We start from the raw sequence: 23,699 nt of genomic DNA, 5'->3' as shown, positions 1-23,699 counted from the left end.
TTATAAATAAAAGGCCATCGCAGTACTGAGACGCGATGAACCAAAACTAGCCATTTTGCTAAAATCGGCTTTGGCTATAGGCACGTGCTGACAATCAATCGCCAATTGTTTTTCATTTTCACAAAACGGGTCATGCACGTACAAGCAATGCTCATCAATATGCGTTACACACACCCAATGGGGTGACTTTTTACCATCAAACCGATAAGTGCTGATCAATAACACCACCGCTTTATCCTCAGCAAGCCAATCTTCAATAGTCTTCAAGCTTAACTCTTGATAGCGTACTGGCAGTTTTGCAGCTATTGCTTCAGCCACAAATTGATTGTGTACGGTATGCAAAATGGCTTTTTTCTTTTCGCTTCTTACCCCGTCAATAAACAAAGTATCGCGGGTATTTAAAACAACATCGGCTTTAAAGCCACGTTTCATTGCTGCAAGTGCTAACCCTAGAGGGTGACAACCGCCATGCCCTGAAGTCATGAAAATAGTCGTGGCTTCACGCCATATATCCAACTCTTTCAGTTGGCTCATTGCGGTATCATTCAATGATGACATTGCCATTAATAATGCCGCTGGGCCACAGGTAAACTCGGTTGTTTGCTGGTACCAAGGCGTGTGTTTATCGGCATTAAATTCGATATTACGACGAATGTTTTTTTGCATTCGATGGGCATCACTATGATCATCATAATAATCACTGTAATGACCAAACACCTGGTAACCCAGTTTTTCATATAAACGAATTGCTGATTGGTTGTTTACCGCAACTTCTAAACGCATGTATAAACGGCCCCGTTTAGCCGTTTCATTTTCAAGCGCAAGTAGTAACTTTGAAGCAATACCTTTACCTTGCTGAGATTGCAAAACCGCCAGTGAATATAACCGAGCAAGGCGCGTCCCTTTGTGGCACCACACTAAACCATAACCAACCAGTTGATTATCTACCTCAGCCACCATCAATAAGCCGTGGCTTGCGCTGATCCAGCGTTTTAAACTACGGCTACTTAATCTATCTTGGCTAAAGCTTTGCTCTTCAATGGCGACAAGAGCCGTCAAATCCGTTGCATTGGCAAAGCGTATTTGACAAAAAGATGCGTTCATTAACCGCGGCCTCGTGCTTCTAGGCGTTGTTTAAACTCATCCATAATGATCATATAAAGCTCATCACCTAAATAGGCATCTTCGACTTTATGGTCGATACTCGGGTTGTCATTCACTTCTAACACGTATGCTTTACCTTGATGCTCTTTAACATCAACACCATACAAACCTTTACCCACCGTTTTACAGGCTTTTAACGCCGCATCAAGTACCACTTTAGGTAGCTCAAACGTTGGCAAGGTTTCAAAACCACCTGAGAAAAAGCGTTTTGCATCATGGTTGTAAATTTGCCAGTGATTACGCGCCATTAAATAACGACACGCATATATTGCACGGCCATTTAACACCCCGACACGCCAGTCGTATTCGGTGTACATGTACTCTTGTGCAAGCACAAGTGCACTGAACTCAAACAGCTCTGTTAACTTAGCAACTAACTCATCACGATTAGCAACTTTAAATACACCTTTTGAGAAAGAGCCTTCCGGCATTTTTAATACCAGCGGATAGCTGAAGTTTGCTTCTAAACTTTCAATTGTCTCTTCACTTGTATCAGCCACAACGTGAGTTTTTAAACTTGGCACTTTTTGATAATTAAAGGCATCGTGCAAATACACTTTATTACAGCAGCGCAGTATCGACTCTGCATCATCTATGACCACTAACCCTAAGCTTTGCGCTTTACTCGCTAAACGATAGGTTGGATGGTCGATGGCTGTGGTTTGACGAATAAACAACGCATCAAATTGTGCAATATTGGTAATTTCATCAAATGTCAGTGCTTGAGCATAAATACCGTGCTTAGCGGCTGCTTTAATAAATTTAGCAATGGCATCTTTATCACTTGGCGGCACTTTTTCTTGGTGATCAACTAAAATAGCCATATCCCAACGGTAACGACGTTTTTTATCGTGAATGCGCCACACTGACTCGGTAAAGCTACTGAGTTGTTTTACAAACTCTGTAAAGCCAGTGTCATCTAATGATGCAATTGTGCCTTGCTTTACAACACCTTGCTCATCACACACCAAAATAGGCGCTGGATATTGCGAGAATAATGCTTTGGTTGCCTTACTTTGCTGCTCTTTATCTGTGTGACCAAAAAATACAGTGCCACCAGCAAGCGCTTTATGACGCGTGCTGTGCTCATCGCTACGTAGCGCATTAATTGTTTTTACACTAGGTAATACCTGATGCTTTCTTGCTTCAGCAAGCAAAGAACAATAATAGCCTTTACTTAAATACTGCCCAGTATCACACAAGTTTAAAATGCGTGTTTTTGGCTCATTATGTTTTGGGTAATCACGTAAGTAGGTATCAAAGGTAATGACATTTTCGAAATTTTGAGCAATACGTTGCTCATTGTTATCAACCACAATCAAGGTTTTAAACACGACTTTTCCTAAATTAAGCCATAAATAAAATGAAAAACACCCAACCAATTAAGTGAACGCATGAGGCTAAACTTCACTTAACTAGATGGGTGCTTGAAATACCAATACGCAATAATTGGGAATTAAGCGTATTGGTACAAGCCTTAAGCTTGATGTGATTTATAGAGGTTTTTTTGCTTTGTGACCAACGAGATATTTTTTACTTGAAGATGAAATTTACTGATTAAAAATACCATTAATTAAATTAACTGATCTATGGTGTACAACTGTTTATTGCCAGCAATAGAGAGTTCAACTTCATCATCAAGGCTCTTTCCAATCAATTGCTTACCTAACGGCGCTTCTCGGGTCACAACATAAATAGGCTGCTCTTTTACGGTGACCACTAAGCCACCTGCACTTGGGCCAATAAAAAACCACTTTGCGTTATCTTGCTCATCGATAAGACACACTAATGCACCTTCACGAACCTTTTTAAATTCGCTTTCTTTAAACACTGTATCGAATGACTGAATATCACGGTAGCATTCATTAACTCGTTCAGCTTGCCCTTGCGCTAAGTATGCGGCCTCTAAACCCAAGGTATCGTATTGAGTTTCAGCAACACTTTCTTCGTGGGTTGCAGCGTCATGAGCCGCTTTTGCAGCTGCTTTGGCGTTTTGCAGTTGTGCCTCTAGCGCAAAGCGTAAATGTTCAATTACGTGTGTTTTATTCATATCAAAGCAGTTAAAACAGAAAAGCCGCTATTCTATGGAAAAATAGCGGCTGATGAAAGTAAGTTATAAAACTGACTTACGGCATATCCATATAGGCTTTGGTTTTATCATCCAGTGTTTGGGTGTAATTTTCTGAACTTAACCCCAATAACTGCGGCAAGGTAGCGGCGATACAAACCGATGAGAAGGTTCCCACCACAATGCCTGCAAATAACGCAATAGCAAAGCCCGTTAATGCAGCGCCAGCAAGCAACCAAATACAGGCAATGGTCGCAAGTGTTGTGCCTGAGGTGATCAACGTACGCGTTAAGGTAGAACCAATTGCATCGTTAATCACAACATGGGTGTTAATGCGTTGGTTGTCTGGCTGAATACGTAAAAGCTCTCTGACTCTGTCGCCAACAATAATTGAGTCATTTAATGAATAACCAATAATCGCCAGTAAACTCGCCAGCACGGTTAAATTAAACTCAAGCCCTAGCAAGGAAAACAAGCCAAGCACTAAAGTTAAATCATGTAACAGTGCAACCACTGAACCTACCGCGAGTCGCCATTCAAAGCGCACGGCAAGATAAACCATAATTGCAATTAGCGCCGCAAATAAAGCTAAACAACCTTGTTCAAAAAGCTCATCACCCACTTGTGAGCCCAAAAATGAGCTAGATAATACGGTGTAGTCTACACCTTGCTCATTCAGCTCGGCTTGCCAAGTACTGGCTTTGCTAGCCTCTGGTGCTTCTCTTAAAACAAAGTGATATTCACCCGCTTTAGTGATGGTTAATTTGCTCGCAACCTCGGGGCTTAACTTTGTTTTTAAATCAGCAATTGTGGTGACTGACGTTGTGTTAATTTCAGTGATGTAGCCACCTGTAAAATCAAGGCCAAAGTTTAGCCCTTTTACAGATAAAACACTTAAGCTCGCGATGACTAAAACACAACTTAGCAATAACCCTAAAACACGCGCTTTACTCGCCGCAGTTAATGTTGACCAACTCATGCTTTAGCCCCCGTTAAATTAGTTAGTTTAATGTAGAGTGTTTGGCTAAGCGCTTTCGAAATATAAACGCCAGTAAAAACGCTGGTTAATAGCCCAAGTGCTAACGTGATTGCAAAGCCTTTCACCGGCCCATAACCAATGGCGTATAAAATAACTGCCGTGATCATCGTAGTTACATTGGCATCAAAAATGGTTGTAAATGCTTGGTTATACCCTTGCTCAATCGCTTGATATGTAGGTCGACCTTTACGTTTCTCTTCTTTTATTCGTTCAAAGATAATCACATTGGTATCAACTGCCATACCTATCGTCAGAACAAGCCCTGCAATCCCCGGTAAGGTCAGCACAACACCCGGCAATAACGACATTAAACCGACTAAAGCCGTTAAATTAAGGAGTAAAGCCATATTGGCAATCAGGCCTAAACGACGATACCAAAGCGCCATAAACGCAAGGGTAATACCAATACCCAGCATTAACGCAGCTAAGCCGTGTTCAATGTTTTCACTGCCTAAACTTGGGCCTATGGTTTGCTCTTGAACGATTGTCACTGGCGCTGTGAGTGAACCTGCACGTAGTAAAAGCGCTAAATCGTAGGCTGCTTGCGGGCTTTTCATATTCGTAATGCTAAAAGGAGAACTTAAATGCTGGGCAATGTTTGCCACATTGATCACTTCGCTTTTTTTCACAACTTCGCCATTTGCATCTCGTGAGTATTCAGAATACACAGTGGCCATTGGCTTACCTATGTTGTGCTTAGAAAAAGCAGACATAGCATCGCCACCTTGCGAATCTAAACTTAGCTGAACTAAAGGCTTGCCCCATTCATCTTTGCCAACACTGGCATTATTAATGTGATCACCTGAAAAAATCGCCATCGGATTTAAATTAACAACGCCACCGCCTTGTAAATTAAACGCTTTACCACCTACTTCGACAACCTGATAAAAATCGAGGGTCGCTGTTGCACCAATAATGCGTTTAGCCTCTGCTGGGTCTTGCACACCGGGTAACTCAATGCGAATGCGCTGCTTACCTTGTCTTTGCGTTACCGCTTCTGTGATACCAAGCTCTTCAATACGACCACGCAGCGTTGTTAAGCTTTGCGCCATAACTTGTTTATTGAATTCGCTTTGGCTTTGCTCATTAAAATGCAGTAAAACGGTGGTTAGGTTATTCGTTGTTGATTTAGTTTGTATCAAGCCTTTGAATTGACCTTGTAACGTTGAAACGAGCCCTGTGAGTTGCTCCTCACCGCTTGGTAAAATTTGTAGCTCAACCCCTTCTTTTACAACACTTGCCCGAATCCCACGGATTTTGTCTTTACGAAGCGTCAATTTAGTTTGTTGATACACACTGTTGAAGTGCTCTTGCATTGCTTTATCTAGGTCAACATCAAGCACAAATAACACGCCACCATTTAAGTCGAGTCCTAACTTAATTGGTGAAAGACCAAGCTGCTGAAGCCACTGTGGGCTTGTCGCATGCTCAACAATTTTAGCCTCTAGCTGTGGGTATTGCGTTTTTATAAAACTCAGCGCATTGGCACTTTGGGTCGGCTCAGCTAATAAAATAGCCAGTTGTGCTTGGCTATCATTGGCTTCAGTGATTTCAAAACCATGTAGATTAAGTGACGTTGTCACACTTTGCAGCGTCACAGTTTGATCTTGCAAGCTAATATGCAACCAAGATTTGTTGGGGTAAAGGTTAGGTAGAGCACTAACCGCTAGTAAAATACACGCCGCTATCATCGCGACATAACTCATTTTTATACGACGCCATAGCGCCGGCTTTGATTTATGTGACATACATGACTTCCTTCCGGCATTGTCCGCCGGTAAAAATTTAATTCCAAAAAATAAAAAGTAACGAAGGAAGTCGTTTAGCTATGGTAGGTCGTATTGGCTTTGTACAAGAGGTTGGCGTCTTTCCAGCCACTAATGCGGGATTTACGTTGGGTTGCTAAGGCAAACCATGGGATCACACGCACAGCACCTGGCGGCGCTAAAAAGTGCTCTTTTCTCCAGTCTTCAGCAAAGAATTCAATCAATAGCTCGTAATCAGGATCAACCTGACTATGGTAAAGAAATAATGATGAATTACTCGCAGTTAAACGCGGCACGAGGGAATCAAACCCCGATTTTTCTACCGGCTTAGGATGTTCAACTGTGTGAGTTTGAGAAATAACTGGTGTTTTAGTCAGTTCGACTTGGAACAATTTCGTCGCAGAAAAGTGTGAGTGAGTGTCAGGCATAGCCATGCTCTGTGCACTAAAGAACACAGTAAATAGCAAGATAATGACTGAGAAAAACCGTAACAAGAACAGACCAATAAATTAAGTGGATAACATGGCTATAGTGAGGGTAAAAAAATAAAACACAAGGTATTAGTTAAATAAAAGTGACTAAAACAAAAGCGGGCCTAATTAGGCCCGCTTAGTCATTTAACTTTGTTAAACTTCTAATGATGTCATGTCGATAACAAAGCGTGAGGCCATATCACCTTGCTTTAACTTATCGAATGCGTCATTAATTTGGTCCATTTTGATCATTTCAACTTCTGGCAAAATATTATGTAACGCACAGAAATCGAGGATTTCTTGAGTTTGCGCAATACCACCAATCAATGAGCCAGCAACTCGGCGACGTCCCATTAATAATGGCACTGAGTTAGTCTCTTCTAGCTCACCTACTTGACCAACCAATACTTGCGTACCATCAATATCTAAAAGCGGAATATACGGCGTAAAGTCGTGTTTTACCGGAATAGTGTTAATGATCACATCAAATTGATTTGCATGCGCTTGCATGGCAGCTTCATCACTCGATACCAATAGATCTTTTGCGCCATAAGATAAAACCTGCTGTTTTTTCTTATCACTACGGCTAATTGCCGTAACATGTGCACCCATTGCAGCTGCGATTTTAATTGCCATATGACCTAAACCACCTAGCCCAATCACACCAACACGGCTACCTGGGCCGACATTCCATGTACGTAATGGCGAATACGTTGTGATACCCGCACATAAAATTGGTGCACACTTAGCAAGGTCTAAGCCTTCTGGCACATTAAGTACAAACTCTTCACGCACCACAATGTGTTTTGAATAACCACCTTGAGTGAGTTCACCACTGATACGGTCTTGTCCTGAGTAGGTCCCTACCATACCTTCGCGACAAAATTGTTCTTCACCGTTATGACACTGGTCACAGCTTAAACAACTATCAACCATACACCCTACAGCAACATTATCGCCCACTTTATATTTAGTAACTCCGCTGCCTACTTCAAGAACACGACCAACAATTTCATGACCAGGTACAACAGGGTACTGAGTCCAGCCCCAGTCGTTTTCTGCTGTGTGTAAGTCAGAATGACACACGCCACAATAAAGAATTTCAATTGATACATCTTCATCACGAAGTGCACGGCGTTCAAAATGATACGGCTCTAATGGTTTTTCAGAATCATGTGCTGCATAACCGACGGTTTTCATGCTTACTCCTTAGTTTTCTTCGTGTTTTACTCATGCATTTAACAAATTTGCTAATGCGCTGGTGTATAATGCATTCAGTATAGAGGTAAATTTACAAATTACACTTGCCTAAAACACGAAAGCTTTTGCCTATTTTTATCAAATTGATTTTAAGAGACCCTCATGCGTGGAATGAGCCGCAAAGAACAGGTGACGAGATCGCCTGATGCAATGAACCTATCACAAAGCATCAAAACACTCTGGCCCTATTTAATGAGCTTTAAAGGTCGGGTTATTTTAGCTGTCTTAGCGCTTATTGCTGCAAAAGGCGCCACATTGCTGATGCCTTGGGCACTAAAAGAAATAATTGACGCGGTTGATGCGAGTATCAACCCGCTATTAAGTGTCCCTATTGCCTTGCTGATCGCCTATGGTTTGCTGCGCTTTGCCAGTGTGTTTTTTGGTGAAGTACGCGATGCATTATTTGGCCGTGTAACAGAGCACGCAATGCGCCATATTGGCTTAAAAGTATTTAAACACTTGCATAGTTTAGAGCTTGCCTTTCACCTTGATAGGCAAACAGGTGGTATAAGTCGCGATATAGAGCGTGGCACAAGTGGCCTTAGCTTTTTAATGCGCTTTTTGATGTTTAATATCGTACCAACGCTATTTGAAATAATCACAGTAGCGATTATTTTTGCAACCTTGTTTTCACCTTGGTTTGCATTAGTCACATTAATTGCAGTCGCTACTTACATTACTTTTACTGTGATAGTAACTCAGTGGCGTAACCGATTTATTCGTGAAGCAAATGCTGCCGATAACAACTCAAACACCCGTGCTATCGACAGTTTACTAAATTACGAAACCGTTAAGTATTTCAACAATGAACACTATGAAGCGAGCACCTACGACAGCTTTTTAGCTAAATGGGAGCAAGCAAGGCTAAAAAATCGTTTATCGTTACTGGCGCTTAATTCAGGGCAAGCACTTATTATCGCCGCGGCTATTACAGCGCTAATGTGGCTAGGTGCCAGCTCAGTGGTCAATAAAGAGCTGACAATAGGTGAGCTTGTGATGATCAATGCTTATATGATCCAGTTATTTTTACCACTTAACTTTTTAGGTTTTGTTTATCGTGAGATACGCCGTGCGCTGACTGACCTTGAAAATATGCTGGGGCTGCTAAATCGAAAAGCCGCCATTAGCGATGACATAGATGCAAAACCATTAAAAGCAACCAAAGCAGCTATTCGATTTGAAAATGTGTCGTTTAGTTACGACAAACAAAGGCCAATTTTAAATAACTTAAGCTTTGAGGTTACTTCTGGCAGCAAAGTGGCGATTGTGGGTGCCAGTGGCGCAGGTAAAAGTACTCTAAGCCGCCTGCTCTACCGTTTTTATGATGTTGATGCAGGTAAAATTTATATCGATGAGCAAGCAATCAACACAGTGACACTTGAAAGTTTGCGCCAAGCAATTGCCATCGTACCGCAGGATACCGTGCTATTTAATACCAGCATTCGCGAAAACATCGCTTACGGAAATCCAACGGCAAGCGAAGATGAAATTGATAAAGCCATAAGCCTTGCCCATTTAGATGGATTTATTGCCAGCCTAGATAAAGGCGATAAAACCCTTGTTGGTGAGCGCGGTTTAAAGGTGTCGGGTGGTGAAAAACAACGCATTGCAATTGCCAGAGCCATTTTAAAAGGTTCACCGATTTTATTATTTGATGAGGCAACGTCGGCGCTAGATTCGCATTCAGAGCAAGCCATTCTCAGCGCGATGCGTGAAGTCGCACAAAGACATACCAGCTTAGTTATTGCTCATCGTTTATCAACAATTACTGACGCAGACAAAATTATTGTGATGAAACAAGGACAGGTTGTTGAACAAGGTCAGCACCATCAACTGCTTTTAGCGAATGGTGAATACGCCCGAATGTGGCAGTTACAGCAAAGCGATGAATAAACACTGTTAACTAGTAGGTTAAATGATTAGAATAACCGCTTTATTTTTATCTATAACAAAAAGGCAACACGCAGATGGGCAGAGCTTATCAAAACAAAAAAGACTCAATGGCAAAAACTGCGGGTGCAAAAACCAAAGTTTATTCAAAGTACGGAAAAGAAATTTATATCTGCGCTAAGAATGGTGGTGTTGATCCCGATGGCAACTTAGCGCTGCGTCGCTTAATCGATCGTGCTAAAAAAGACCAAGTACCTACGCATGTAATCGAGCGTGCAATCGATAAAGCCAAAGGCGGTGGCGGCGAAGATTACGTAGCAACTCGCTACGAAGGTTATGGCCCGGGTAACTGTATGATCATTGTTGACTGTTTAACCGACAACAACAAACGTACATTCGCTGACGTACGTGTTTGTTTTACTAAGGCAAATGCAAAAATTGGTGCGCAGAACTCAGTATCACACTTATTTGATCACCTCGCTATTTTTGTATTTGATGGTGATGATGACGAGGCTGTTTTAGAAGCACTAATGATGGCTGATGTTGATGTAACCGATGTAGAAGTTGAAGACGGTAAAGTGACTGTATTCGCTCCACACACTGAATACAACAACACGCGTACAGCACTTGAAGAAATGGGAATTAATGATTTCCACGAAGATCTCATTGCCTTTGTGCCGCAAGTAGAAGCACCGATTGAAGGTGAAGACGTTGAAGTCATGGAACGCTTTTTAGCCATGCTAGAAGACTGTGATGACGTACAAAACGTTTACCACAACGCACAGTTTTAATTAAAAAGGCCAACCAAGTTGGCCTTTTACCTTTTAGCCCAAAGGAATCAACATTGAATACCCTCGAAGAGTTAAAAGCCGGTTCTCTACAAGGTTGTACACGGCTTCAGCTTGTTGCAGAACTAACCGAATTCCCAAAAGAGATTTATACCCTAGCCGATACGTTAGAAATCCTCGATTTATCTAATAATCAGCTAAGTGAATTACCTGACGATTTTTACAAATTAAAAAAGCTCAAACGGCTGTTTTTATCATTTAATCAGTTTAAACATATTCCAGACGTGCTAAGACAATGCCCAAACTTAATCATGGTGGCATTTAAAGGTAATCAAATTACTGAATTTAAAGCGCACTGCTTATCAACGAAGATTGAATGGCTGATCTTAACTGATAATCAAATTCCAGCTTTACCTGATACATTTGGTGAGTACAGCAAACTTAAAAAGATCGCACTGGCAGGTAATCAGTTAACACATTTGCCAGCTTCAATGGCTAATTGTAAAGAGCTTGAGCTAATACGTTTAAGTGCCAATAAACTTACAAAAGTTGAAGATTGGCTTTTAGCTTTACCGAAACTTGCTTGGCTTGCCTTCTCTGGTAACGATTTAAATCGCTCAACTAGCTTACATTGTGAGCAGTTTAGCAAAATCGCACTGAATGAAATCGATATTAAAAAGCAGATTGGCCAAGGTGCGTCTGGGGTTATTCATTTGGCCAATTGGCATCAACGTCCTGTTGCCCTTAAGTTATTTAAAGGCGAGATCACCAGTGATGGCTATCCACTTGATGAGCTAAATTGTTGTTTAAAAGCAAGTGAGCATCCAAATCTCATAAAAGCATTAGGCTATGTCGAAGAAAAATCACAACTTGGTTTAGTGATGGAGCTTATCAGTAAAGAGTTCACAAATCTTGGTTTGCCGCCCTCCCTTGCAACTTGTACCCGAGACACATTCGAAGACAACTGCCAGTACGCGCCAGAAATGGTGCTAAAAATCGTCAAGCAAATGGCAAGTACCCTCGCCCATTTGCATCAAAAACAAGTAAGCCATGGTGACATTTATGCCCATAACAGCATGATCAATTCACAGGGCGAGTTATTATTTGGTGACTTTGGTGCTGCAACTGACTTATCAATGCTGCCGCCTAATCAACAGCGGCTATTAGAAGGCATTGAAGTACGTGCCCTTGGTTATTTTATCGATGATTTACTGACTGTAGTCACTGAACAAAACGACATTACCAAGATGCTTGCTGACATAGCTCAAGAGTGCTTAGTACTCAACTCTGACAAACGCCCTCGCCTTTCTGAGCTAGTTTCGCGATTATGATTTAGGGTCATTATTAATAAAGCCTCAGTGAGGCTTTATTTTTGCTTTTTAAACGGAAACACCTGCTGCTTTAACATACCTTCTGGCATGTAATCGCCAACCACACCATATTTATCAGGCCACTCTGCTTGGCCTTTGACAGCTGTGCCAAATAGATAATCTAAAAAAGAAAAATGCGCAGCATAGTTACGGTCAATGGCCGCTTTATCAGATGAATGATGCCAATGATGAAACTGAGGCGTAACCAGCAAATACTTCAGCCAACCAAACTTCACCCGAACATTAGCGTGGTTAAATACTGCCTGAAAGCCAACAATAATGACATAAAGGCTAATAACATCCGATGGAAAGCCGAGCACAAAAATAGGCGTGAGCACTAAGCTGCGCGTCACGAGTATTTCTAAAATATGCTGACGAGAGCCTGCAAGCCAATCCATCTCTTTTGCACTGTGATGCACGGCATGAAAACGCCAAAGCAGTGGCACTTCGTGATAAGCCCTATGCACAAAGTACTGCATTAAATCGGCCACTAAAATGATTAAAAATAGCTGCAGTAAAAATGGCAGTTGAATAATAAAGCTTTGCAATGTATCAGACACAGCCCAGCCAAATGCATGATGCACAAACTGATTGGTTGCCAGCAACACAAAACCAATAATTAAGTGATTAACAAAGAAATGATTTAAATCACCCTGCCACTCAGAGCGGAGGACTTTTTGCTCTTTACGGTGCGGCAGTAGCTTCTCAATTAGAATAAAAATCAGTGTGGAGCCAAGTAAGTCAAGAATGAACCAATCCAGCCCCAAGTACGGCGTATTATCTTTAAAGTCGCCCACTTCAACATTCGGACCGCCAAATGCAATTGCCACAACTATAAATACCCAAGCCGTTGCACCCAGCCGTTTATTAGTATTACGAACAAAATTCAAAAGCCCTAAACTGCCCGAAATAATTAATGCCACAAACATTAGCTGACGTAAAAACTCAACACTGTAGTTTTGCCTGAGCTCTGGGGTCGTTAAGTACTCTGGAAAATGAAAAGCTAATACCCCTAAACAGGATAACACCGCTAAGAAACAAGCAATATAACCGCTAATATTGCCTTCACCCACTTGAAACTGCTCAGCTCTAAATAGCCGATGATAAAGACGTGTCATGATATAAAAATCCATTTATCAATTTTTTGCAGCATAGCACAGAAGAATTTAGGAACAAATATACGCTAAACCATCACTATTATGTGTACATAGCAAATTATTAGAGAATAACTGCCTAATAATATTGAACATCCATATCCCTATGAAGCGATTTAGGCTTATAAAAGAATAAGCCTTTAACTATTACTGAAATGCTTTATCAAACTTATCTTGATCAAGGTATTTATCGAATGCACCTAAAGCATTACCAACACTTGGCTCAGCCATTAATTCTTGCATTGCAACTTCACCGACAATACCGAATGCATTTTCCATTGCCCCCTGACCGCCGACTTCAATCGCCGCCTTTGCTTGCTTTGGACAGTCTTCTGTTAATAAACGCGTAACTAATGCACCAACATAGCGATTAGTTTCATCCATATCTTGCTCTGTAACGTTCGCGAAAGGTTTAATTATACTGTGCGTCGACATTCCTAGATAAATCCACTTAGCGAGGTTCTTTCGTTCTTTGCCATTTAGTGAATCAGTTAAACATACTGCAAGTTGCTGTGCTTCTTCTGATGCTGAAACATAACTAGGCAGTAGCGACATTATAAAGAGTGAGGTAGTTAATAATATTTTTTTCATTATCTTTCCTTGAAAACAATTACGCACAATAAAGTAATGTGAATCCAAATTAATTTCCAGCAAAAACCAAAAAAGCCACGATAAACGTGGCTTTGTTGGATAAAGCTTAAACTTTTACTGTTCTATTATAAGAACTGACCTAGCGCTTTAACTTGGTCTAACATGCGGTTTGAGAAACCCCACTCGTTATCGTACCAAGCCATTACTTTAACAAGCTTACCATCTACTTTAGTTTGTGTAGAATCGAAGATTGAAGACGCTGGGTTGTGATTAAAGTCGATAGAAACAAGCGGTAGTTCGTTGTATTCAAGAATACCTTGCATTGCACCTTCTGATGCAGCTTTAACTACTTCGTTGATTTCTGCTGCAGTCGTTTCACGCTTAGCAACGAACGTTAAGTCTACTAAAGAAACGTTGATTGTTGGTACACGTACTGCCATGCCGTCAAGTTTACCCGCAAGTTCAGGTAGTACTAAACCAACCGCTTTTGCTGCACCTGTCTTCGTTGGGATCATAGACTGAGTTGCGCTACGTGCACGGTATAAGTCTGGGTGATAAACGTCAGATAAGTTTTGATCGTTTGTGTAAGCATGAATTGTCGTCATGCTACCTTGCTCGATACCTACTGTGTCGTTGATTGCTTTTGCAATTGGCGCTAAACAGTTTGTTGTACATGATGCGTTTGAAATGATGTTGCTGTCAGCGTTTAATACTTCGCTGTTAACACCGTGAACAACTGTTGCATCCATGTCAGTACCAGGCGCAGAAACAATAACTTTTTTAGCACCCGCTTCAATGTGTTTAGCCGCTGCGTCACGTGACGTGAATAAACCCGTACATTCTAAAACGATATCTACGTTTAGAGCTTTCCAAGGAAGGTTTGCTGGATCACGCTCTTGTGTAAGGGTAATTTCATCATTACCAATTAGCATGGTGTTTTCAGCAAGTGTTACTTTTTGAGAAAATTGACCGTGTACTGAGTCAAATTGAGTTAAATGCGCGTTAACATTTGCTGGTGCTAAATCGTTGATTGCAACGATTTTGATTTCGTTGTTTTGAGCTGACTCATAAAGGGCACGTAATACGTTACGACCGATACGTCCATAGCCATTAATTGCAACATTAATCATTCTAATATCTCCCGTTAATTATTTTACTTCACTTGCTTGGCGAGCAAGCGCTTCAATGGCTTGCCAGTCTTTGTTTTCAATAAGTTGTTTATCTAGCATCCAAGTACCACCTACACAGATTACGTTTTTAAGTGCCAGGTAATTAGGTGCTGTTTCAAGGCTAATACCGCCTGTAGGACAAAAAGTTACTTGTGGTAAAGGGCCACCAATTGATTTCAGCATTGCAGTGCCACCTGCCGCTTCTGCAGGAAAGAACTTTAAGAACTTAAAGCCATGGCTTGCTAATTTCATTACTTCACTTGGTGTTGCTGCACCTGGTAAAAATGGAATATCAGAGTCTTTAGCTAGTGCTAATAATTCGTCGTTTACACCTGGGCTCACCATAAAGTCAGCACCGGCTTCAACAGATGCATTAAATGTCGCTTTATCAACCACGGTACCTGTGCCAACGTATGCTTCTGGAACGGCTTCTTTCATTAGCTTTACAGCTTCAGCCGCAATTGGCGTACGTAAAGTAATTTCTAGTGCTTTTAAGCCACCGTTATAAAGCGCACGTGCAAGGGGTGCTGCATCTTCAAGTTTTTCGATAACAACAACCGGTACCACAGGTGCCGATGATAAAATTTTCTCAATGCTCATTGTTTGTTCCTCATAGCCCAGTAACGGCGTATTATTATTCTAAACCAAAGGCACTTGCGCCAAGGTCTGCACTACTTACTATATTTCTGAAACCTGCGAATAACTCTCGACCTGTACCATATGTTTGGCTTGGTTGGCTAAGTTGTAATTCACGTTTTGCTAATTCTTCATCGCTTACGTGTACTTTCAATACACCTGCTGGTGCATCAAGCGTCACTAAATCACCTTCGTGAATTTTTGCGATTACACCACCTTCAACCGCTTCTGGTGCTAAGTGGATAGCAGCAGGAACTTTACCTGATGCACCCGACATACGGCCGTCTGTCACAATCGCCACTTTGTAGCCTTGATCTTGCAGTGTTGCCATTACTGGCGTTAATTTGTGAAGCTCAGGCATGCCTTTCGCTTTTGGACCTTGCTCTTTAATTACAGCAATAAAGTCTGTGTTTAATTCACCACGGCTATACGCTTCTTGTAACTCACCTTGTGAGCTAAATACTTTAGCTGGTGCAGAAACAACTTGGTGTGATTCAGCCACTGCAGATACTTTAATAACAGCTTTGCCAAGGTTACCTGTAAGAAGCTGTAAACCACCCTGCTTGCTAAACGGGTTATCAATCGGACGTAACACTTCTTCATCATGTGATTTTTCAGGACACTCTACCCATTTAACTTTGCTTGGGCCTGTGCTGTTTGTCATGATCACTGATGAATCTTTATCGAGCATTGGCTCTGTTGTATATGCTTCAAGGCCATCACCTACAATTGTTTTCACGTCGTTATGTAAGTAACCTTTGCTAAGTAGTTGCTTCATTAAGAAGCCCATACCGCCGGCTGCTTGAAAGTGGTTCACATCTGCTGAGCCGTTCGGGTAAATACGAGTAAGAAGTGGCACAACTTCTGATAAGTCAGCCATGTCTTTCCAAGTAAGGATTACACCCGCAGCTTTTGCGATTGCTACTAGGTGGATTGCGTGGTTCGTTGAGCCGCCTGTTGATAACAAGCCAACTAAACCATTAATAATTGTTTTTTCACTCACTACGTCTGCAAGGCAGTTAGCATCTTTTGTTTCGATTAACTGCTTTAACATGGTTTCGACAGCATGACCTGTTAAACCATCGCGTAGTTCTGTGTAAGGATTAATGAAAGAGCTACCTGGTAAATGTAGACCCATGATTTCCATTAACATTTGATTCGAGTTTGCAGTACCGTAAAAAGTACAGGTACCGGCACTATGATACGATGCGCTTTCTGCTTCTAATAGCTCTTCGCGACTCACTAAGCCTTGTGCAAATTTTTGACGAACACGGGCTTTTTCTTTATTCGGGATACCCGATTGCATTGGACCAGCTGGTAAGAAATACGTTGGTAAATGACCAAATGATAAGGCACCAATTAGAAGTCCAGGGACAATCTTGTCACATACACCTAAACAGAAAACACCGTCGAACACGTCATGCGATAAAGAAACCGCAGTAGACATTGCAATCACATCACGCGAGAACAATGACAGCTCCATACCATCTCGGCCTTGTGTAACACCGTCACACATAGCAGGTACGCCACCAGCAACCTGTGCTGTAGCATCAAACTTAGTGGCAAGGCTTTTGATGATTTCTGGATAGTCTTTATAAGGAACATGCGCAGAAAGCATGTCGTTATATGAATTGATAATCGCTAGATTTGGTTGCTCGTCTGCTTTTAAACGAGCTTTGTCATCGCTGCTACAAGCAGCCATAACGTGTGCAATATTACCACAGCCTAAACCTGCACGAACTCTTGTTTGTTTTTTTGCGTGCGCGATTCGCTCTAAATAAGCTTGGCGGGTCTCTTTACTGCGTTCGATAACGCGTTCGGTGACTTCTTGGATACGAGGATGCAACATATAAATTCGACTCATCTCTATAGTTAGAGGATAAAGGCTCAGTAACAATTAAAGACTCCACGAAAATAATTGTACTGAGCAACTTTGATTTACCCGTTCAAAGGTACGATGACAGGCTGTCTCTCACAACCAACCTGACACCGGTGTCACTGTATTAACTCATGACTGTGACACCGGTGTCAACCTTATCTGTTAAATTTAGTTTAATTTTTTTAAATGACCAAATAATGAACAATTAAATTTTAGCTGAATATGAGTAGAATTCATGTGAAGTACCACTACCAAAGGGCTATAGACAAGACAAGCTTTGGGGTTTGTTTTAATTAATACCAACCCGCAATAATACTTAATCATTTTGAGGGATTAAACCTGTCGCTAACTGCGTTAAAAATTTCTCATTTAGAACAACTAAATAACGAAATTTTTGCCTTGTTATCAACGAGGTTTTATTGCCTCAAAATAGACTACTTAATTAAGCGGATTGGTATAAAAACAGCTACTTATAGCGTTTTTATGAAATTTTAAGCCTGAAATAAAAAAGCCCGAGAACGCGTCACTCATTCTCGGGCTACTGTGAAAAAACAAGATGAAATTTATTTTATTGCTGCTGTCGACTCACGAGTAATGAGTTTTGCTTCAAGGGTTACTTGATAAGGCGACTCTTGTGGATCGCCAATATGAGTGATCAATTGTTTGACTGCTTGCTGCGTCATCTCTTCAACCGGTTGTGCAATGGTCGTTAACCCTGGCCAAATATGGCGTGCAATTGGTGCGTTATCAAACCCAGCAATAGAAATATCATCTGGCACTCTTAACTGCATTTGCGTAGCAAGCTTTAATACCGCCGCTGCCATGTAATCATTTGAAGCAAATACCGCTGTTGGGCGAGGGTTTAAATCTAAAATTGTACGGGCACTATCAACACCAGAGTGATAACTGAAGTTACCTTCTTCAACTAAACGTTCATCAAACTCAATACCATTTGACGCAAGCGCTCTTCGATAACCTTTAAAACGCTGCTCTGTCGCACTGTGATCAGGGTGACCTTTAATGAAGGCAATTTCTTTATGACCCAGCTTAATAAGATGCTCTGTTATTTCAAAAGCCCCCTGCTCGTCGTTACTTCTTACCGAAATAGAGTCGTCTTCAAGTACCGCAGATGCGACGCGAGCATACGGGATCTTTTTCGACTTTAAAAAGCTTACAAGTTCAGGAAAATCAGAAAATGGTGGGGTCAGTACAATGCCGTCTAGACGAGAGGTTTGAATTAATTGCTCAATATTACTAATTAATTCTTCGCCGCGTAATTCACATGGGTGAATCAATAAATTGTAGTTAAGCTCATGACACGCCGCTAAAGCACCTGTTTGCACACGGGTAATATAGCTTTTACTCGGATTGTCGTACAAGCAACCAATAATAAAACTACGGTTTTGTGCCAAACCACGAGCGATTGGGTTTGGTGTGTAATCAAGCTCTTTAAATACTTTAAGTACTTTTTCGCGCGTTGCATCACTCACGTTTGGCTCATTGTTGAGCACGCGAGATACTGTTTTTTTTGATACACCGGCATAGCTGGCGACACTGTTGATGGTTACTTTCTTCATCCGCTCTACATCCAACTGCTAATTACGCGTTACTTTTAACATGTATACACGCAGCAGCACCAATGAATGGAATGTTGTCTTGTGTTACAAGCGTAACGGGGATCTGTGAAGTATATTGCGACATAATGCCTTTGTCTGCAAAACGCTCAACAAATCGACTAGATAATAGACGTTGTTGCATGCGAGGTAAAATACCACCGCCAATAAATACGCCACCTAATGCGCCAAATGTCAGGGCTAAGTCCCCTGCTACGCTGCCAATCCAATCACAAAATTGATTGAGTGTTGCATCACAGACTTCACACTGACCAGTGGTTGCAAGCTCGCTGATTTGTGCAGCATCTAAATTTTTCGCTTCAACACCTTTTACCGCGGCCATAGCGCGGTATAAATGAGCAATACCTGGGCCTGAAAAAACGGTCTCTACAGATACATGATTTAACTGCTTTTTAAGTTCACTGATTAACTGGCGGTCTAACTCTGTCACTGCCGCAAGGGTAATGTGCCCTGCTTCGCAGCTAAGTACAGCGCTGCCCTGTGATGTGCGAACTAAACACGCAGCACCAAAACCTGTACCTGGCCCCATAACTGCGATATTCGCATTTTCATCAGCCTGACCTGCTTTAACAGCCATATTTTGCGAATCATCTAAATAAGGCGCTGCATAAGCAAATGCTGCAAAATCATTGATTACTTCAAGTTGCTCAAATGAAAACTCTGCTTTTAAATCCGCAACGTTAAAGTGCCAGCCAAGGTTTGTTAAGTGAACTTGGCCTGCTTTAATCGGGCCTGCTACCGCTAAACATGCACGGCTTGGCTTAGGAAACGAAATTTGGCTAAAGTACTGGTTTATCGCACTTTCTAAAGAGCCAAAATCTGCACTAGGGAATGTTAAATTGTGCTCGATAACAAACTGGTTAGTTTGTGCATTAAAGTCAGTGATTAAAGCGAAACGAGCGTTAGTGCCGCCGATATCGGCAACAAGAATAGGAGCGAATTCTGTAGTTGTCTGTGTGTTCATGATGTTTTCTCTATTTGTCTAAGCTAGTTGCCGCTTATTGTTCTAGTTTTCAATGGCAAAGCCACTGTGTCTGCTAAACTTTGGGTCATTGCCTCAAAGAAGCTATCTTTTGTATTAAAAAAATGCTGCCCAAATGAATGGGCAGCCAAATACGTTTTGACAACAAAATGATAAAACAGTGACATTATGACACCGGTGTCAGATTAGGATCAATAAAAATTTTCATTATTTGTGCATGCATACGTATTTATTGATAAAACCTGCGTATTAAGTATCGAAAAAGCATTTATATACGCATAAAAAATACCTAGCTGTGTACAGAACAGCCACACACATGCCGCTTGTCACAAATAGCTTGAAAAAAATATTAAATAGCCGAAAATGGCAATTACTACTTCTGTTATTTGGTAACCATATGAAAGGTAAGGCGACATCTTTTGACATTGCACATTATGCGGGTGTGTCGCAGTCAACCGTGTCTCGCGCGCTGCGAAATAGCCCTTTGGTCAACGAAGAAACGCGTCGACGTGTTCATGAGGTAGCAAAACAGCTCAACTATAAAGTTGATAAAAATGCCAGTAACTTAAGAACTCAACAAAGTAGCACCCTCGCTCTGTTATTATTTGAAGATCCCACTTCGGATGAATCACAAATAAACCCTTTCTTTTTGGCGATGCTGGGCAGTATTACGAGAGCCTGTGCAAAAGAAGGCTACGACTTACTGGTATCGTTTCAGTCGAGCAGCTCTGATTGGCAAGCCGATTATGAAGACAGCCACCGTGCAGATGGCCTAATCTTGCTCGGTTATGGTGATTACCTCGATTATCAACCTAAATTTAAAACCTTAATTGACCAACACACTAAGTTTGTCTGTTGGGGTGCAAGCGTAGATAACCGTCCAGATTTAACGGTCAGCTGCGATAACTACGGCGGTGGTAAATTAGCAGCTGAGCATTTACTTGCAACCGGTAGAACTGATTGTGCATTTATTGGTGATGCTTCTGATCATAGCCCTGAGTTTTTTGCTCGCTACCAAGGCTTTAAAGATGCGTTCTTAGCCAAAGGCGTGGCTTTAAACGAACGTAAGATGGCAAATGCTATTTCTACAGAAGAATCAGGCTATCACGCGACTCGTTCCCTCATAGCAAATAACATTCGTTTTAACTCATTGTTTGCCGCCAGTGATCTTATTGCTATTGGTGCTATTCGCGCACTGAAAGAAGCAAAAATCAAGGTTCCTGATGATGTACATGTTGTTGGTTTTGATAACATTGCGGTTGCCAGCTTTGTAAACCCACCACTTACCACCGTACAACAAGACACCACCCTCGCCGGTCAAATGTTGGTCGATAACCTGCTCAAACTCATTCGTGGTGAAGATGTAGAGAATACCCTTTTACCACCGCGGTTAATTATTCGCGGTTCGAGTGTTTAATTTTTAGCGATAACAGCTTTGTTATCGCCTACTCCCTACCCAACCAAAAACTTATTGCATTAAAATTAGTTTTTTTTTGATTTACCCAAGACTATTACTTCGAAAAAGCAGATAATTACGCCTATTATGTTGAAAACGCTTATCTGGCAAACAAAGCTTTAGATAACAACGCGCACAAAGGTGGAATTTTTTAATGGAAATTAAAGTTAATTTTCTCGACAACCTCAGACTTGAAGCCAAGTTTGATGATTTCTCTGTCATTGCAGACCAACCTATTCGCTATAAAGGTGATGGCACTGCACCAAGTCCATTCGATTACTTCTTAGCATCTTCTGCATTGTGTGCGGCTTACTTTATTAAAGTGTATTGTAATTCACGCGATATCCCGACAGATGGTATTCGTGTTGCACAAAACAATATCGTTGATCCAGAAGACCGCTATAACCAAATTTTTCAAATTCAGGTTGAGTTACCAGAAAGCCTTTCTGAGAAAGACCGCACGGGTATTTTACGTTCTGTTGAGCGTTGTACAGTAAAACGTGTTATTCAAACTGGCCCAGAATTTAAAATCGATACTGTTGAAAGCATCGAAGCAGACGCGCAAGCAATGTTGATGGCAAAACCAGGTGGTGACAGTAATACCTTTATTTTAGGTAAAGACTTACCCCTTGAAGAAACCATCGCAAATATGACGGCCATCCTTGCAGAGTTAGGGATGAAAATCGAAATTTCTTCTTGGCGTAATATTGTGCCAAATGTATGGTCACTTCATATTCGTGATGCAGCTTCGCCTATGTGTTTTACCAACGGTAAAGGTGCAACTAAAGAAAGCGCGCTATGCTCAGCTTTGGGCGAGTTTATTGAGCGCTTAAACTGTAACTTCTTCTATAACGATCAGTTCTTAGGCGAAGACATTGCCAATAGCGAGTTTGTTCATTACCCAAATGAAAAGTGGTTTGCTCTGACTGATGATGACTCTCTACCAGAGGGCATATTAGATGATTATACCCGTGAAATTTATAATCCAGAGGGGGAGCTATGTGGCTCACACTTAATCGATACTAACTCTGGTAATAAAGAACGTGGTATTTGCTCTATTCCTTATGTTCGCCAGTCAGACGGTGAAACGGTTTATTTCCCTTCAAACCTAATTGAAAACTTATTCTTAAGTAATGGTATGAGTGCTGGTAACAACTTTGCCGAAGCAAAAGTACAGTGTTTATCTGAAATTTTTGAGCGTGCAGTTAAGCGCCAAATCATTGAGCAAGAAATTGTTTTACCAGACGTACCAGAGGACGTTTTAAACAAGTACCCAGGTATTGTTGCGGGTATTAATGGTCTTGAAGAACAAGGTTTCCCTGTTGTAGTAAAAGATGCCTCGCTAGGTGGTCAGTTCCCAGTGATGTGCGTAACACTCATGAACCCTAAAACAGGCGGTGTATTTGCTTCTTTTGGTGCGCACCCAAGCTTTGAAGTGGCGTTAGAGCGCAGCTTAACTGAGTTATTACAAGGCAGAAGCTTCGAAGGCTTAAACGATGTACCTAAGCCAACGTTCAATAGTATGGCAGTTTCTGAGCCTGAAAACTTTGTAGAACACTTCATTGACTCAACGGGCGTGATCTCATGGCGCTTCTTCAGTTCTAAACACGATTATGAGTTTGTTGAATGGGATTTCTCTGGTAGCAATGAGGAAGAAACAGCGAGCTTATTCGGTATATTAGAAAGCTTAGGAAAAGAAGCTTACATTGCTGAGTTCTCAGATCTTGGTACAGCATGCCGTATTTTAGTGCCTGATTACTCAGAAGTGTATCCTGTGGAAGACTTGATTTGGGATAATACCAATAAAGCACTTAACTTCCGCGAAGATATCTTAAATCTACATCGTTTATCAGAAGATCAACTTGCTGATTTAGTTGAGCGCCTAGAAGAAAGTGAACTAGATAACTACATAGATATCATCACGTTAATTGGCATTGAGTTTGATGAAAACACAGTGTGGGGTCAGTTAACTATTCTTGAGCTAAAACTACTTATATACCTAGCACTTGGTGATTTAGAAGCAGCAATGGAGCTTGTTGAAGCATTCTTACAGTATAACGACAACACCATTGTTGAACGCGGCTTATTCTACCAGGCAATGCACGCAACGTTAGAAGTTGCACTGAGCGATGACCTTGAGATTGAAGATTACATTCATAGCTTCACCCGTATGTTTGGTCAAGAAACGATGGATGCCGTCGTTGGCTCAATCAACGGCGATGTAATGTTCTATGGTTTAACAGAAACCAGCATGAAGCTTGAGGGCTTAGACAGACACCTTCGTTTAATCGAAAGTTACAAAAAGCTACACACTGCTCGCGCTAAAAAAGCAGGGCTATAACGAAGAGATATCAAAGCCGCACGTTTTCGTAACCTGCGG

General features: G+C 41.4%; 19 protein-coding genes. 5 read left to right on the top strand and 14 right to left on the bottom strand.

Annotated elements, in window-relative coordinates:
* From KQP93_RS07870 to KQP93_RS07840, 7 genes are all read right to left on the bottom strand, one after another.
* Entirely contained in the window at positions 1–1,104 is a 1,104-nt protein-coding gene (locus KQP93_RS07870; protein ID WP_217876574.1) for a GNAT family N-acetyltransferase/peptidase C39 family protein, read from the bottom strand.
* Positions 1,104–2,498, bottom strand: a complete 1,395-nt coding sequence (locus tag KQP93_RS07865; protein ID WP_217876573.1) for a RimK family protein — start codon at positions 2,496–2,498, stop codon at positions 1,104–1,106. The genes KQP93_RS07870 and KQP93_RS07865 overlap by 1 nt, the downstream gene beginning before the upstream one ends.
* 239 nt (positions 2,499–2,737) lie before the next feature.
* The gene (locus KQP93_RS07860) at positions 2,738–3,214 is read right to left on the bottom strand and encodes a GreA/GreB family elongation factor (protein ID WP_217876572.1); all 477 of its coding nucleotides are present in this window, start codon (positions 3,212–3,214) and stop codon (positions 2,738–2,740) included.
* 76 nt (positions 3,215–3,290) lie between these two features.
* Positions 3,291–4,211, bottom strand: coding sequence for a protein translocase subunit SecF (gene secF, locus KQP93_RS07855; protein ID WP_217876571.1), 921 nt, complete (start codon positions 4,209–4,211; stop codon positions 3,291–3,293).
* Complete coding sequence (secD, locus tag KQP93_RS07850; protein ID WP_217876570.1) at positions 4,208–6,019, bottom strand: protein translocase subunit SecD; 1,812 nt, start codon at positions 6,017–6,019, stop codon at positions 4,208–4,210. The genes secF and secD overlap by 4 nt, the downstream gene beginning before the upstream one ends.
* A gap of 74 nt (positions 6,020–6,093) precedes the next feature.
* Positions 6,094–6,465, bottom strand: coding sequence for a hypothetical protein (locus KQP93_RS07845; RefSeq protein WP_217876569.1), 372 nt, complete (start codon positions 6,463–6,465; stop codon positions 6,094–6,096).
* Between the two features lie 198 nt (positions 6,466–6,663).
* Positions 6,664–7,710 carry an NAD(P)-dependent alcohol dehydrogenase gene (locus tag KQP93_RS07840; RefSeq protein WP_217876568.1) on the bottom strand — a complete coding sequence of 349 codons (1,047 nt, stop codon included), beginning with the start codon at positions 7,708–7,710 and terminating at the stop codon, positions 6,664–6,666.
* 210 nt (positions 7,711–7,920) lie between these two features.
* Here KQP93_RS07840 and KQP93_RS07835 point away from each other — a divergent pair, with 210 nt between their 5' ends.
* The 3 genes from KQP93_RS07835 (at position 7,921) to KQP93_RS07825 (ending at position 11,779) form a co-directional block, all read left to right on the top strand.
* Positions 7,921–9,663 (top strand): ABCB family ABC transporter ATP-binding protein/permease, encoded by a 1,743-nt coding sequence (locus KQP93_RS07835; protein ID WP_217876760.1) that lies wholly within the window; start codon positions 7,921–7,923, stop codon positions 9,661–9,663.
* Positions 9,664–9,737: 74 nt separating this feature from the next.
* Positions 9,738–10,451, top strand: coding sequence for a YebC/PmpR family DNA-binding transcriptional regulator (locus KQP93_RS07830; RefSeq protein ID WP_217876567.1), 714 nt, complete (start codon positions 9,738–9,740; stop codon positions 10,449–10,451).
* Positions 10,452–10,504: 53 nt separating this feature from the next.
* On the top strand, positions 10,505–11,779 hold the full coding sequence (locus KQP93_RS07825; protein WP_217876566.1) for a protein kinase: 1,275 nt from the start codon (positions 10,505–10,507) through the stop codon (positions 11,777–11,779).
* Positions 11,780–11,814: 35 nt separating this feature from the next.
* Here KQP93_RS07825 and KQP93_RS07820 read toward each other — a convergent pair whose 3' ends face one another.
* The 7 genes from KQP93_RS07820 to glk all read right to left on the bottom strand — a co-directional run bounded on the left by KQP93_RS07820 (position 11,815) and on the right by glk (position 19,845).
* Entirely contained in the window at positions 11,815–12,951 is a 1,137-nt protein-coding gene (locus KQP93_RS07820) for a sterol desaturase family protein (RefSeq protein WP_254907727.1), read from the bottom strand.
* Positions 12,952–13,119: 168 nt separating this feature from the next.
* Positions 13,120–13,563 carry a hypothetical protein gene (locus KQP93_RS07815; RefSeq protein ID WP_217876565.1) on the bottom strand — a complete coding sequence of 148 codons (444 nt, stop codon included), beginning with the start codon at positions 13,561–13,563 and terminating at the stop codon, positions 13,120–13,122.
* Positions 13,564–13,688: 125 nt separating this feature from the next.
* On the bottom strand, positions 13,689–14,693 hold the full coding sequence (gene gap, locus KQP93_RS07810; RefSeq protein ID WP_054551438.1) for a type I glyceraldehyde-3-phosphate dehydrogenase: 1,005 nt from the start codon (positions 14,691–14,693) through the stop codon (positions 13,689–13,691).
* 18 nt (positions 14,694–14,711) lie between these two features.
* The gene (locus KQP93_RS07805) at positions 14,712–15,332 is read right to left on the bottom strand and encodes a bifunctional 4-hydroxy-2-oxoglutarate aldolase/2-dehydro-3-deoxy-phosphogluconate aldolase (RefSeq protein WP_217876564.1); all 621 of its coding nucleotides are present in this window, start codon (positions 15,330–15,332) and stop codon (positions 14,712–14,714) included.
* Positions 15,333–15,366: 34 nt separating this feature from the next.
* Positions 15,367–17,217, bottom strand: coding sequence for a phosphogluconate dehydratase (gene edd, locus KQP93_RS07800; protein WP_217876563.1), 1,851 nt, complete (start codon positions 17,215–17,217; stop codon positions 15,367–15,369).
* A 593-nt stretch (positions 17,218–17,810) separates the two neighbouring features.
* Complete coding sequence (locus KQP93_RS07795) at positions 17,811–18,824, bottom strand: LacI family DNA-binding transcriptional regulator (protein ID WP_054561637.1); 1,014 nt, start codon at positions 18,822–18,824, stop codon at positions 17,811–17,813.
* A gap of 22 nt (positions 18,825–18,846) precedes the next feature.
* Positions 18,847–19,845, bottom strand: coding sequence for a glucokinase (glk, locus tag KQP93_RS07790; RefSeq protein WP_217876562.1), 999 nt, complete (start codon positions 19,843–19,845; stop codon positions 18,847–18,849).
* A 415-nt stretch (positions 19,846–20,260) separates the two neighbouring features.
* Between glk and KQP93_RS07785 the strand changes: the two genes are divergently transcribed.
* Both KQP93_RS07785 and KQP93_RS07780 read left to right on the top strand, forming a co-directional pair.
* The gene (locus tag KQP93_RS07785) at positions 20,261–21,280 is read left to right on the top strand and encodes a LacI family DNA-binding transcriptional regulator (protein WP_055198756.1); all 1,020 of its coding nucleotides are present in this window, start codon (positions 20,261–20,263) and stop codon (positions 21,278–21,280) included.
* Positions 21,281–21,473: 193 nt separating this feature from the next.
* Positions 21,474–23,660, top strand: a complete 2,187-nt coding sequence (locus KQP93_RS07780) for an OsmC domain/YcaO domain-containing protein (RefSeq protein ID WP_217876561.1) — start codon at positions 21,474–21,476, stop codon at positions 23,658–23,660.
* Positions 23,661–23,699 lie beyond the last annotated feature (39 nt).

This window comes from Pseudoalteromonas shioyasakiensis (genome assembly GCF_019134595.1).
Taxonomy (GTDB): domain Bacteria; phylum Pseudomonadota; class Gammaproteobacteria; order Enterobacterales; family Alteromonadaceae; genus Pseudoalteromonas; species Pseudoalteromonas shioyasakiensis_A.
This window is presented reverse-complemented; position numbering and strand designations above follow the sequence as displayed.